Annotated in this window: 12 protein-coding genes; 4 read left to right on the plus strand and 8 right to left on the minus strand. The window is 62.0% G+C overall.

What is annotated here, in order from left to right; translation table 11 throughout:
• Positions 1-60 precede the first annotated feature (60 nt).
• The 3 genes from L6D64_RS07495 (at position 61) to L6D64_RS07505 (ending at position 2391) form a co-directional block, all read left to right on the plus strand.
• Positions 61-1038, plus strand: coding sequence for an OmpA family protein (locus tag L6D64_RS07495; RefSeq protein WP_176507408.1), 978 nt, complete (start codon positions 61-63; stop codon positions 1036-1038).
• Positions 1039-1057: 19 nt separating this feature from the next.
• Entirely contained in the window at positions 1058-1705 is a 648-nt protein-coding gene (pdxH, locus tag L6D64_RS07500) for a pyridoxamine 5'-phosphate oxidase (RefSeq protein ID WP_176507409.1), read from the plus strand.
• Positions 1706-1926: 221 nt separating this feature from the next.
• Positions 1927-2391 (plus strand): outer membrane lipoprotein, encoded by a 465-nt coding sequence (locus L6D64_RS07505; RefSeq protein WP_054885828.1) that lies wholly within the window; start codon positions 1927-1929, stop codon positions 2389-2391.
• Between the two features lie 106 nt (positions 2392-2497).
• Here L6D64_RS07505 and L6D64_RS07510 read toward each other — a convergent pair whose 3' ends face one another.
• From L6D64_RS07510 to L6D64_RS07540, 7 genes are all read right to left on the minus strand, one after another.
• Positions 2498-4105: an NAD(P)/FAD-dependent oxidoreductase gene (locus L6D64_RS07510; protein ID WP_176507410.1), complete on the minus strand. Its 1608-nt coding sequence runs from the start codon at positions 4103-4105 to the stop codon at positions 2498-2500.
• Positions 4106-4208: 103 nt separating this feature from the next.
• Complete coding sequence (locus L6D64_RS07515) at positions 4209-4883, minus strand: COG3650 family protein (protein ID WP_176507411.1); 675 nt, start codon at positions 4881-4883, stop codon at positions 4209-4211.
• A gap of 88 nt (positions 4884-4971) precedes the next feature.
• Positions 4972-5673 carry an ABC transporter ATP-binding protein gene (locus L6D64_RS07520; RefSeq protein WP_003254879.1) on the minus strand — a complete coding sequence of 234 codons (702 nt, stop codon included), beginning with the start codon at positions 5671-5673 and terminating at the stop codon, positions 4972-4974.
• Complete coding sequence (livG, locus tag L6D64_RS07525; protein ID WP_054886948.1) at positions 5674-6441, minus strand: high-affinity branched-chain amino acid ABC transporter ATP-binding protein LivG; 768 nt, start codon at positions 6439-6441, stop codon at positions 5674-5676.
• On the minus strand, positions 6438-7694 hold the full coding sequence (locus L6D64_RS07530) for a high-affinity branched-chain amino acid ABC transporter permease LivM (protein WP_176507412.1): 1257 nt from the start codon (positions 7692-7694) through the stop codon (positions 6438-6440). The genes livG and L6D64_RS07530 overlap by 4 nt, the downstream gene beginning before the upstream one ends.
• On the minus strand, positions 7691-8614 hold the full coding sequence (gene livH / locus L6D64_RS07535) for a high-affinity branched-chain amino acid ABC transporter permease LivH (RefSeq protein WP_054886946.1): 924 nt from the start codon (positions 8612-8614) through the stop codon (positions 7691-7693). The genes L6D64_RS07530 and livH overlap by 4 nt, the downstream gene beginning before the upstream one ends.
• Before the next feature lie 185 nt (positions 8615-8799).
• Complete coding sequence (locus L6D64_RS07540; protein ID WP_176507413.1) at positions 8800-9915, minus strand: branched-chain amino acid ABC transporter substrate-binding protein; 1116 nt, start codon at positions 9913-9915, stop codon at positions 8800-8802.
• Positions 9916-10275: 360 nt separating this feature from the next.
• Between L6D64_RS07540 and L6D64_RS07545 the strand changes: the two genes are divergently transcribed.
• Entirely contained in the window at positions 10276-10581 is a 306-nt protein-coding gene (locus tag L6D64_RS07545; RefSeq protein ID WP_176507414.1) for a DUF2288 domain-containing protein, read from the plus strand.
• A gap of 160 nt (positions 10582-10741) precedes the next feature.
• Here the strand turns inward: L6D64_RS07545 and L6D64_RS07550 are convergent, their stop codons facing one another.
• Positions 10742-12925, minus strand: a complete 2184-nt coding sequence (locus L6D64_RS07550) for a hypothetical protein (RefSeq protein WP_176507415.1) — start codon at positions 12923-12925, stop codon at positions 10742-10744.
• Positions 12926-13051 lie beyond the last annotated feature (126 nt).

Here is a 13051-nt window from a genome sequence, read left to right on the forward strand (position 1 = left end):
TCAATGCCAACGCCTGAAGTGCGTTGGCAAAATATCTTTCAATTTCATGGTGTATCGCTGATGTCTTCACATAAAACCTTAGCTCTCGCCCTGTGCCTGGCCGCTATGACCGGTTGCGCCAGCCATTCCCAGGACGCCGCCAAGGATGGCGGCAGCAACTGGTGGCCGTTCGGTTCGGACAAGGTCGCTGACAAGGAAGTGAAAGCGGCGGTCACCGATAAAGTCGCCAAGGCGGACGCCAAGTCCGAGAGCGCCAGCCACTGGTGGTGGCCATTTGGCGGTGACGACAAGCAGGCCAAAGGGCCGGTCGTGCCGAAAATCGACGAAAAGGCCACCCAGGCCTGGTTGGACCAGTACGAGCCCAAGCTGCGTGACGCGATCAAGGACAGCAAGCTCGAGCTTGAGCGCCGCGACAACGTGCTGGTGGTGACCATCCCGGTCGACAGCTCGTACAACCCGGACCGCCCGAACATGCTGTTGCCGATGACCCTCGCTCCGATCACCCGCGTGGCCAAGGCTGTCGAAGGCGACTCGAAGACGGCTGTGCTGGTGCTTGGCCATGCCGACAGCAGTGGTGTTGCCGCTGCCAATCAGAAGCTGAGCCTGGAGCGTGCCGCCTCGGTATCGGCGATCTTCCGCCTGAGTGGCCTGCAGCGTGACCGCCTGTCGCTCAAGGGCATGGGCGCGGAAATGCCGCGTGCCGCCAACGACAGCGCCGAAGGCCGCGCCCTGAACCGTCGCGTGGAAATGCTGCTGACGCCGCAGAACACCATGGTTGCCTTGCTGGCCAAGTATCAGCAGCCAGCCCCGGCTGCGACCCCGGCTTCGATGGTTGCCGTGCAGGATGCCAAGGCACCTGCCGCCAAGCCAGTTGAAACCAAGAAAGCGGCTGCCAAGCCAGCAGCGAAGAAAGCCGCTGCCAAACCTGCAGCGAAGACCACCGCCAAGAAAAAAGCCGCGCCAGCCAAGCCGGCCGCCAAGAAAGCCGCTACCACTGACAAGAAGGTAGCGGCCAATAGCCCTGCGAAGACCAACTGATCGTCAAGGAAACGCAGCCATGACCCAATCCCTGGCCGATATGCGCCGCGACTACACCCGTGATGGCCTGGCCGAAGCCCAGGCCCCGGGTGAGCCGTTCGCCCTGTTCCACCAGTGGTTTGCCGATGCGGTGAAGACCGAGCAGCCTCCTGTTGAGGCTAATGCCCTGACACTCGCCACCGTCGATGGCGAAGGCCGCCCGCACTGTCGTGTGCTGCTGCTCAAGGGCCTTGATGACCGTGGATTCACCTTCTTCACCAACTATGACAGCGCCAAGGGCCAGCAACTGCAGGCCAACCCGTTCGCTGCCATGACCTTTTTCTGGCCGGCGCTGGAGCGCCAGGTACGGATCGAAGGGCGGGTGGAAAAGGTCACGGCCAAGGAGTCGGACGACTACTACCAGGTACGCCCGCTGGGCAGCCGCCTTGGGGCCTGGGCCTCGCCGCAGAGCCGCGTGATTGCCAATCGCGAGGAACTCGAAGGGTTGGTCAAGGCCACCGAAGCGCGCTTCTCCGATACCCAGCCGCATTGCCCGGAACATTGGGGGGGCTACCGTCTGCTGCCTGAGCGGATCGAGTTCTGGCAGGGCCGGGCCAGCCGGCTGCATGACCGCCTGAACTACCGCCTGGTAGACGGGCAGTGGACGCGAGAGCGCCTGGCGCCCTGACATCCACGGGGCTGTCAGGCAGCCCCGTTGCCCTCAAGCCGACACTTCTTCACAGTTGATGAAGTAATTCGTGGCTATCCTCTGTCTGATCTGTAACGCCCCCATTACTGCCCGTACAAGGCTGTACAGGGGCTGAATGAAAATTTATTTTTTGTGCGGGCGCCGTGACAGCTGTCAACGCGTAGCGTCTAATGGACACCTGTTTTCTGGAGACTGTACCCATGCGTAAATCCGCTTTGCTGGTGGCGACTTTCACCACCATGTCGCTGCTGCTCGGTGGCTGTGCCTCGAGCCTGACCGGTGACAGCTACTCCCGTGATGAGGCCCGTCGCGTGCAGACCGTGCGCATGGGAACCATCGAATCCCTGCGCCCGGTCAAGATCGAAGGCACCAAGACGCCGATCGGTGGTGGTGCTGGCGCTATCGTCGGTGGTGTCGCCGGCAGCGCCATTGGCGGTGGCCGTGGCAGCATCGTCACCGCGGTGATCGGTGCCGTGGCCGGTGGCCTGGCAGGTTCCGCTGCCGAAGAAGGCCTGACCCGCACCCAGGGCGTGGAAATCACCGTACGTGAAGACGACGGCAGCATGCGTGCCTATGTGCAAGCCGTGCAGCAGAACGAGATCTTCCGCGTTGGCGACCGCGTGCGCATCATGACCGTCGATGGTACCAGCCGCGTTTCGCACTGATCGTAGCGGTCAATAAAAAACCGAACGGGCCAGGCCTGTTCGGTTTTTTTGTTTTCCTGCATCGGCCTCTTCGAGGCGTCGAACAGCCGCGAAGAGGCCTGCAGCTTTACAGGCCGAGCATGTCGCGAGCCACGGCTTCGGCAATGCGGATACCGTCCACGCCTGCCGAGAGAATCCCCCCGGCATACCCCGCACCTTCACCTGCCGGGAACAGTCCCTTCAGGTTCAGGCTCTGGAAGTCCGCGCCGCGGGTAATGCGCAGTGGCGATGAGGTGCGTGTCTCGATCCCGGTCAACACCGCATCGTGCAGGTTGTAGCCTTTGATCTGGCGGTCGAAGGCCGGCAACGCCTCGCGGATCGCCTCGATGGCGAAGTCCGGCAGGCTCGGCGCCAGGTCACCCAGGGTCACCCCCGGCTTGTACGAAGGCTCGACGCTGCCCAGCGCGGTGGACGGCCTGCCGGCGACGAAGTCGCCCACCAGCTGCGCCGGGGCCTGGTAGTTGCTGCCACCCATCACGTAGGCATGGGCTTCCAGGCGCTCCTGCAACTCGATGCCGGCCAGCGGGCCGCCCGGGTAGTCGCGCTCGGGGTCGATGCCGACGACGATGCCGGAGTTGGCGTTGCGCTCGTTACGCGAATACTGGCTCATACCGTTGGTCACCACGCGGCCCGGCTCGCTGGTGGCGGCTACCACGGTGCCGCCTGGGCACATGCAGAAGCTGTACACCGAACGGCCATTCTTGGCGTGGTACACCAGCTTGTAGTCGGCGGCGCCGAGTTTCGGGTGACCGGCGTATTTGCCCAGGCGCGCCTTGTCGATCAGCGTTTGCGGGTGTTCGATACGGAAGCCCACCGAGAACGGCTTGGCTTCCATGTACACGCCCTTGGCGTGCAGCATGCGGAAGGTGTCACGGGCGCTGTGGCCCAGGGCCAGGACCACATGGCGCGAGTGCAGCTGCTCGCCGCTTTCCAGCACCACGCCGGTCAGCTGACCGTCATCGATCAGCAGGTCGGTGACCTTTTCCTGGAAGCGTACTTCGGCGCCCAGGGCGATCATGTCCTGGCGCATCTGCTCGACCATGCCGGTCAGGCGGAAGGTGCCGATGTGCGGTTTGTTGATGTACAGGATCTCGTCCGGTGCACCGGCCTTGACGAACTCTTCCAGGACCTTGCGGCCGTGGTGGTTCGGGTCCTTGATCTGGCTGTAGAGCTTGCCATCGGAGAAGGTCCCGGCGCCGCCTTCGCCGAACTGCACGTTGGACTCGGGGTTGAGTACGCTTTTGCGCCACAGGCCCCAGGTGTCCTTGGTGCGCTGGCGCACTTCCTTGCCGCGCTCAAGGATGATCGGCTTGAAGCCCATCTGGGCCAGCAACAGGCCGGCAAAGATACCGCAGGGGCCGAAGCCGACCACGATCGGGCGTTCCTGCAGGTCGGCAGGGGCATGGCCGACGAATTTGTAGGTGACGTCGGGTGCCACGCTGATATTGTGATCGTCGGCGAACTTGCTGAGCAGCTCGGCTTCGTTGCTGGCTTCCAGGTCGATGGTGTAGATGAACAGCAGCTCGCTGTTCTTCTTGCGCGCATCGTAGCTGCGCTTGAACAGATTGAAGCTGAGCAGTTGCTCGTCGCGGATGCCCAGGCGCTGGACAATGGCATCACGCAGGGCTTCGTCGGGATGGTCCAGGGGCAGCTTGAGTTCGGTGATTCGTAGCATGGCAGGGTCCAGTATCCCGGCCATGGGCGGCCGGCGGCTTTACACAAACCGCCAAGTATAAGCTGTATGCCGCCCCGACTGGCAGGATAAAAGCGCCCGGCGATCAGTTGTCGCGGGCACCGCCGTAGTAACCGCAGCCGCGCAGGGTCTGGCCGTCGATGCGCAGCTCGGCGCGCAGGTGGCGCACGGCGCCGCTCATGCTGTCGACGCAACGTTGCGGGGCGACCCACAGTTCAACGTGCTGGCCGTTGGCTTCGCTGGTCAGGGTCAGGCCGCCGCCGGGCACTTCTTCTTCGAGAAACGGCAGCGGCAGCGGGTCCTTGCCGACGCGGTTGAGCACCATGCCCTTGCCGCTGGCCTTGATGTCCCAGTCCGGCTCGTGGCCATTGGCGCGCAGGGTCAGCTGCTTGAAGTTGGGGTCGTCGCAGGCGCGGGTGGAAGGTTCCAGGCGGTACAGGCGGCTGACTTCCAGCTGGCCATCGTTGTCGGCCTGCTTGTTGCCGGTGAGGCGCCCGCGCACGTCGGCGAACAGCTTGGTGTTGGCGTCCTTGGCCAGGTTGACGGATTCCTGGAGGATGCCCGTGCCGGCGACATCGTTGATCACGAAGTGGCGGCTTTCACCGCAGGGTTTGAACAACAGCCGGCCGCCGCCTGCGCTCAGCTCGCCCTGCATGCGCGTGGTACCGATGTTCGGGTCACGGGGCTGCTCGGCCAGCAACTGGCAGCCGGCAAACAGGGGCAGCAGGGCGGTGAGCAACAGGGTAGGGGTGAGGCGCATGGGGCGGGCTCCGGGGAATCTTTGCCAAAGAGCTGGCCACGATACACGTCCTGCAGGCAGAAAAAAGGGCCCGAAGGCCCTTTTTCATTCAACCACCCAAGTAGGCGTCGCGCACTTTCGGGTCGGTCAGCAGTGCTTCACCGGTGCCTTGCATCACCACCCGGCCGTTTTCCAGTACATACGCCCGGTCTGCGATCTTCAGCGCCTGGTTGGCGTTCTGCTCCACCAGGAACACCGTCACGCCATCGCGGCGCAGCTGTTCGATGATGTCGAAGATCTGCTGGATGATGATCGGCGCCAGGCCCAGCGATGGCTCGTCGAGTAGCAACAGCTTGGGCTTGCTCATCAGCGCCCGGCCGATGGCCAGCATCTGCTGCTCGCCACCGGACATGGTGCCACCGCGCTGGATGTAGCGCTCCTTCAGGCGCGGGAACAGCTGCAGGACCTTATCCAGCTGCTCCTGGTAGTCGCCCTTGTCGGTGAAGAAGCCGCCCATGGCCAGGTTTTCCTCGACGGTCAGGCGGGCAAACACGCGGCGGCCTTCCGGCACTACCGCGATGCTCTTGCGCATGATGTGCGAAGACGGCTGGCCGACCAGCTCTTCACCCAGGTACTTGATGCTGCCGCTGTGCGCCTGCGGCGAGCCGCACAGGGTCATCAGCAAGGTCGACTTGCCGGCACCGTTGGCGCCGATCAGGGTGACGATCTCGCCCTGGTTGATCTCCACGTTGACGCTGTGCAGCGCCTGGATCTTGCCGTAGAAGGTGGAAACGTTCTCGAACTTCAGCATTTACGCTTCCCCCAGGTAGGCTTTGATCACATCAGGATTGTCGCGGATCTCCTGCGGCGTGCCGTGGGCCAGGGGCGTGCCCTGGTTGATCACGACAATGTGGTCGGAAATGCTCATCACCAGCTTCATGTCGTGCTCGATCAGCAGCACGGTGACGTTGTGCGACTCACGCAGGTAGGCGATCAGTGCCTTGAGGTCTTCGGTTTCCTTCGGGTTCAGGCCCGCGGCGGGTTCGTCGAGCATGATGATGCGTGGCTGGGTCATCATGCAGCGGGCGATTTCCAGGCGGCGTTGCTGGCCGTAGGCGAGGGTGCCGGCAGTACGGTTGGCGAACTCGGTCAGGTTGACCTTGTCCAGCCAGTACTGGGCGCGCTCCATGGCCTCCTTCTCGCTGCGGCGGAAGTTCGGGGTCTTGAACAGGCCGGCGAAGAAGTTGGTGTTGAGGTGACGGTGCTGGGCGATCAGCAGGTTTTCCAGCGCGGTCATTTCCTTGAACAGGCGCACGTTCTGGAAGGTCCGCACCACCCCCTTGCGGGCGATCTGGTGGCCGGCCAGGCCCTGGATCGGCTGGCCGTCGAGCAGGATGGTGCCGCCGCTGGGCTTGTAGAAGCCGGTCAGGCAGTTGAACACCGTGGTCTTGCCGGCACCGTTCGGGCCGATCAGCGCCACCACCTGTTTTTCCTTGACGGTCAGGCCCACGCCGTTGACCGCCAACAAGCCGCCGAAGCGCATGCTCAGGCCGCTGACTTGCAGAATTTCGCGGCTCATCGACGCAGCTCCATGTGGGGACGTTGCATAGGCAGCAGGCCTTGCGGACGCCAGATCATCATCAACACCATCAGCGCACCGAACATCAGCATCCGGTATTCGCTGAACTCACGCATCAGCTCCGGCAGCAGGATCATCACGATGGCCGCGAGAATCACGCCCAGTTGAGAGCCCATGCCGCCGAGCACGACGATGGCGAGGATGATCGCCGACTCGATGAAGGTGAACGACTCCGGCGTCACCAGGCCCTGGCGCGCCGCGAAGAAGCTGCCGGCGAAACCGGCGAAGCAGGCACCCAGGGTGAACGCCGAGAGCTTGATCACGGTGGGGTTCAGGCCCAGCGCACGGCAGGCGATCTCGTCTTCGCGCAGGGCTTCCCAGGCGCGGCCGATCGGCATGCGCAGCAGGCGGTTGATCACGAACAGTGCCAGCAGCGCCAGCAGCAGGGCGACCAGGTAGAGGAAGATGACCTTATTGATCGAGTTGTATTCCAGGCCGAAGAACTCGTGGAAGGTCTGCATCCCCTCGGCAGCCTTGCGCTCGAAGGTCAGGCCGAAGAACTCCGGCTTGGGGATGTTGCTGATGCCGTTGGGGCCGCCGGTCCAGTCGGTGAGGTTACGCAGGAACAGGCGGATGATCTCGCCGAAGCCGAGGGTCACGATCGCCAGGTAGTCGCCGCGCAGGCGCAGCACCGGGAAGCCGAGCAGGAAGCCGAAGGTGGCAGCCATCAGGCCGGCAATCGGCAGGCAGACCCAGAAGCTCCAGCCCAGGTAGTGCGAGAGCATCGCGTAGCTGTAGGCGCCGACGGCGTAGAAGCCGACGTAGCCCAGGTCCAGCAGGCCGGCCAGGCCGACCACGATGTTCAGGCCCAGGCCCAGCAGCACGTAGATCAGGATCAGCGTGGCGATGTCGACCGCCCCGCGCGAGCCGAAGAACGGCCATACCAGGGCCGCGACGATCAGGCCCATGATCACATAGCGCTGGGTTTTCGGCAGGGTCAGGTAGTTGCTGACGGCTGGCGGGATCAGTTTGCGGTCCGAGCGACGTCCCATCACCGAATTCCACTGCTTGTCGAACAGCACGCGCAGGAACATCAGCACCGAACACACGGCGATGATGCTGATGGTGAACGACCCTTGGCTGTGCACCGCCAGGCTGATGCCGTCGATGCTCAGTTTCAGGCCCAGCACCGGGAAGGCCACGGCCCACACCAGCAAGGCGCTGAAGAACGCCTGTTTGAGATTTCTGTTCATACTTTTTCAACCTCCGGGCGGCCGAGGATGCCGGTCGGCCGGAACAGCAGGACAAGAACCAACAAGCCGAATGCCACCACATCCTTGTACTGGTCGCCGAAAATGTCGGCGCCGAAGGCTTCAGCCACGCCCAGCACCAGCCCGCCGAGCATGGCGCCCGGAATGCTGCCGATGCCGCCCAGTACCGCCGCGGTGAAGGCCTTGAGGCCCACCAGGAAACCGGCGTTGGGGTTGATCACCCCGTACTGCATGCTCAGCAGCACGGCCGCCACGGCCGCCAGGGCGGCACCGATGACGAAGGTCAGGGCGATGATGTTGTTGGTGTTGATGCCCAGCAGGTTGGCCATCTTGATGTCCTCGGCACAGGCGCGGCAGGCGCGGCCCAGGCGGGAACGGGAGATGAACAGGGTCAGGCAGGTCATGGCCACCAGGGTGACCACGAACACCAGGATCTGCATGTAGGAAACCAGGACCTCTTCCGCGCCGCCCGGCCCGAAGGAGATGCTCCCCGGGATCAGGTTGGGAATGGATTTGTCCTTCGAGTCTTGCGACAGCAAGACCGTGTTCTGCAGGAAGATCGACATGCCGATGGCAGAAATCAGCGGGATCAGGCGGTTGCTGTTGCGCAGGGGGCGGTAGGCAACCCGTTCGATGCTGTAGCCATAGGCACTGGTGACGCAGATCGTCGCGACGAAGGCGACGGTCATCAGGATCGGCAGCGAATGGATACCCATCATGGCCAGGCCCGCCAGGGCGATGAAGGCCACGTAGGAACCGATCATGTATACCTCGCCGTGGGCGAAGTTGATCATGCCGATGATGCCGTACACCATCGTGTAGCCGATGGCGATCAAGGCATAGGTGCTGCCGATGGTCAATCCATTAACCAGTTGTTGGAAGAAATGGTAGATCTCAGGCATTACAGCGCTCCTAAAAACCTGATTTGCATTTCGCTGGCGGGGGTAAGGCCAGGAAACCGCGGGTGACGGTTTTAAGATTTTCAGGTGGGTCGGCCCCCGGATCGCGGGGATCAGGCCCATGAACCTCATAAAACAAAGCCCACTGCTCGCACAGTGGGCTCGTAGGTCAGCTATTAGTCACGCAGTTACTGAGGGGAGACTTCGGTCTTCGGCTTGCCGAAGTGCCATTCGTAGACCACGAACTTGAAGTCTTTCAGGTCGCCTTTTTCGTCGTAGGACAGTTCGCCGGTCGGGGTCTTGAACTTGCCGGCGTGGATGGCAGCTGCCACCTTGTCGGTGTCTTCGGACTTGGCGGCTTCGATGCCTTTGGCGATCAGCTCGACGGCCGAGTAGGCCGGGAACACGAACGGGCCGCTAGGGTCCTTGCCGTCGGCCTTGATGGCGTCGACGATGGCCTTGTTCTCCGGGTCGGCGTCGAACGACTTCGGCAGGGTCACCAGCAGGCCTTCGGAAGCATCTTGGGCGATCTGCGAGATGGAGTCGTTACCCACGCCTTCCGGGCCCATGAACTTGGCGTTCAGGCCTTTTTCCTTGGCTTGGCGCAGGATCAGGCCCAGCTCCGGGTGGTAGCCGCCGTAGTAGACGAAGTCGACGTTGTTCTGCTTGAGCTTCTGGATGATCGAGGAGAAGTCCTTGTCACCGGCGTTCAGGCCTTCGAACACGGCAACTTTGGTGCCTTTCTTCTCCAGGGTCTGCTTGACCGCAGTGGCGATGCCTTCACCGTACTGCTGCTTGTCATGCAGCACGGCAACCACTTTCGGCTTGACGTGGTCGGCGATGTAGTTGCCGGCCGCAGGGCCCTGGGCGCTGTCCAGGCCGATGGTGCGGAAGATCAGCTTGTAGCCACGAGCGGTGATTTCCGGCGAGGTGGCGGCCGGGGTGATCATGATCACGCCTTCGTCTTCGTAGATGTCGGACGCTGGCTGGGTGGAGCTGGAGCACAGGTGGCCGATGACGAACTTGACGCCGTCGTTGACCACTTTGTTGGCGACGGCCACGGCCTGTTTAGGGTCGCAGGCGTCGTCGTATTCCTTGGCTTCGAGCAGCTTGCCATCGACGCCGCCCTTGGCGTTGATATCCTTGATGGCTTGCTTGGCGCCGATGAACTGCATGTCGCCGTACTGGGTCACAGGGCCGGTCTTGGGGCCCGCGATCCCGATCTTGATGGTATCGGCGGCAAACGAATGGCTGGCTACCCCGGCCAGTACCATTGCGGCGAACAGCTTGGAAATCTTGATCATAGTGCTCCACTCATTCTGTTGTAATTCTTATAGTCCTGGCGGCCAGGGCTACAGACCGGGCGGGATATGCGGCATGGCCACGCCATACTGCATGCCCACCTTCCCCCGGAACATGTCCCGGAACTGTACCGGTACAGTGTAGAGCGCTGTTCGCGCGCTTGAAAAGCGGGCAAAAAGTGCCTGGTTCGCGGGTTGTCGCATGATCGACACAAAGATACAGAAAAGCGCCATCACTTTGCCTGCATCTACGGCCCCACCCCACAACTTCGGGGCCAATCGACCAAATTACATATTTGAAACCGGGTTTTTCTGCAAAAATGCCGGCCTTTTTTCATTGGCCGAATTTGCGGGTACAAACCCATGACTGATCAAACAAGCACCCTCTATGCCAAATTGCTCGGCGAGACGGCGACAATCGAGTGGAAGGCTTTGGAGCGTTTCTGGGCCAAGGGTGACCTGATTTGGGTCGACCCCAGTCTCGACCTGATCGAGGTTGCTGCGGCAATGGCCGAGAATCGCAGCGAGATCTTCGCCAAGTGGCGTAGTGATGGCACTGTCGGGCCGGTCAGCGCCGAGCAGGCACTCGACCTGCAAAGCCGCGATCCAGAGATATGGGCGGTGGTGGTTTCGCCGTTCATCGTGATCCAGGCCAGGCAAGCGGAATAACGACGCGCTTTTTTAGTGCGTAAAATCACACAGCCGCCCAATGCCGGTGCGTGTTGACGCTCACGTAAGGTGGAAGTTGGTAACAGTGGTGGGTTGTTTCGGCGCTGCGGTAACAATTTACGGCATGCGTAATCGGGGCCGCCGGGCGGCCCCATGAGGGTCAGTAGTCGACCCGGCCGGTATGGTTGTTGAGCGAAATCACCCGGGTCTTGCCGATGCGGTGGCGGAAGATCTCACGCAGGTACTTCACCGCCTTCTTTACGCATTCGCGCGACAGGCGAATATCGTTGATCGACACGAAGCGGCTCTTGTCGTTGATCAGTTCGCGGTACTTCTTCTCGTACATCGGCTTGATCGCGTACCAGTTGGTATCGAGGATCTTCGCCGGGTTTTCGAACTCGTTGAGCAGGTCGTCGATCCGCGCCTCCTCGAAGTGCTCGCTGGTAATGAACTCGAGGATGGCGTTGTCCAGCGTGTCATCGAAGCGGTATGGGGGGCGGGCGAAGCAGCGCTTGATGAAGGCCACGATCAAGGTCAGGAAATCATCCGACAGGCACGGGCTCTTGGCGATCAGGGTGGTCAGTGACAGGTTGGCCGAGGCGCCGATCACCAGGGCGTAACGCTTGAGCGTGGTGTTGGGGAACAGGCTGTTGAGGTGGGTCTTGAGCCGGTTCAGGTCCATGTACGACAGCTTGTAGTCCTTGGGCAGCGAGACGATCGACACCACCGACGAGCAGTTCTTGAAGAAGTGCAGGTCATGCAGCGCGGCGGCGTCGTAACCGGAGGCCTGGTATTGCTCCAGGGCCGCACGGTAACGGCGCGACTCGATCGGTAGCAGGCTGATGCCTTCGATGGCCTGGGTCTGCTTGTTGAAGTGCGGCAGGTCGATGGAGCGCAAGAACAGGTCGTCGATATCCAGGCGCGGGCTTTCGCGCTCGAACACCTTGAACTTGTCCGTGCCTTGCGCGGGCACTTCCGGCACCACCGATTCGGCATAGGCAATCGCCACCGGGCCGGCCAGGCTCATGAACAGGTCGTTGGCATCCAGGCGGATGGTTTCGCCAATGTCGATGCCGGCGCGGCGGAAGTAGTTCTGGTCGTAGTCGGTGGTCACCGCCTGGGCGGTGAGGATGTTGAAGATCTGCTGGGAGATGTACTGGTTGGCGTGCTTCTCCATCGCGTTGACGTCGATGTTGTGAATGGTGCCGTCATCGCTTTCTTCGGCGTAGCGCATGATGTCGTTGGAGATCAGCATCATCGCGTTCCACGGGCGGATACGGCCCATCACGCTGGCCTCGCTGCTGTCTTCGTTATCGAAGTTGTACGAGAAGTCCCATTCTTCCGAGAGGTATTTGCACAACAGCCGGCCGGCGTTGATGTGCAGGGCCTCGGACATCTCGCTGCGATGGTCCGTAGCATTGGGCAGCACGCAAATGCCGCTGGTGAAGATCGGTTCGAAGACGAACGAGTGGCCGCTCTTGCCGTCGTTCTCGTCGGCAGGCTTGGTGTCGAAGGTCTTGTTCATGTACGAGTACTGCTGGGCCAGGCCGAACTCCGAGGCCATGCCTGAACCGGTACCGCCACCGGCACTGAAGATGTAGAAGTACAGCCGCGATTGGTTGGCCTTGATGCCGCAGGAGTCGATCAGGTACGAATGGATCAGCTTCCAGTCGGCGCTGGAGAAACGCTGGGTGTCCTTGTTGAGGATGATTTTGGCCAGGTACTGGCCGAGGATCGGGGCGTTGCCGGCCCCCCCGGCATGCACCTCGGACAGGTCCATGATCTTCATCTTGCTGTAGTCACGCAGGAACTCGCCACGCTCGCCCTTGCGCGAGAAGCGGATACGCCCGGCGATGTCTTTGTCCAGGTCGCCCAGCATCACCAGCGGTTCGACCAGGAACACCGGCTTGACCCCCTTGTTCTGCACCAGGCGCAGGTTCTGGCGGATCCAGCGTGCCGGGCTGTAGCCCGACTCGCCCTTGATGCGGTCTTCATTGTTGAACTCGTTGAGGAAGAAGGTACGGGCGTTGTAGACCAGTTCCGCCACGTCCAGGGCGATGTTCGAGCCGCAACGGCCCAGGCCGATCAGGCAGACCGACGGAAACTGCTGCTCCAGGCGCAGGGGGCCGTCTTCTTCGATGTGCTGGTTACCGGGAAACACCAGGTCACGCAGGCCGTCGAGGTTGTCGAGGATCCGCTGCATGTCCTGCTCGGTGAAGTACAGGTACTGCTGTGCCGGTGAGCTGCGTGCCGGCAGCGTGTCACGAACACCATTGGCGGTCGGTAAGGGGGAGAGACTCGAAGACTCGGGGACCGCATTGGCAGAAGTGTTCGTAGAGGTCATAGTGCGCCATTTGCCTGGTGTAAGTGATTATCAGAGGGTTATGCCATATGGCCATCACGCAAAACGCCGCGACTCTATCAGTGCGCCATTTGCGGATGCGATAGGGGTTTCCCTTACTTGTTTTAA

Source organism: Pseudomonas urethralis, from assembly GCF_021602465.1.
Lineage (GTDB): Bacteria > Pseudomonadota > Gammaproteobacteria > Pseudomonadales > Pseudomonadaceae > Aquipseudomonas > Aquipseudomonas vlassakiae.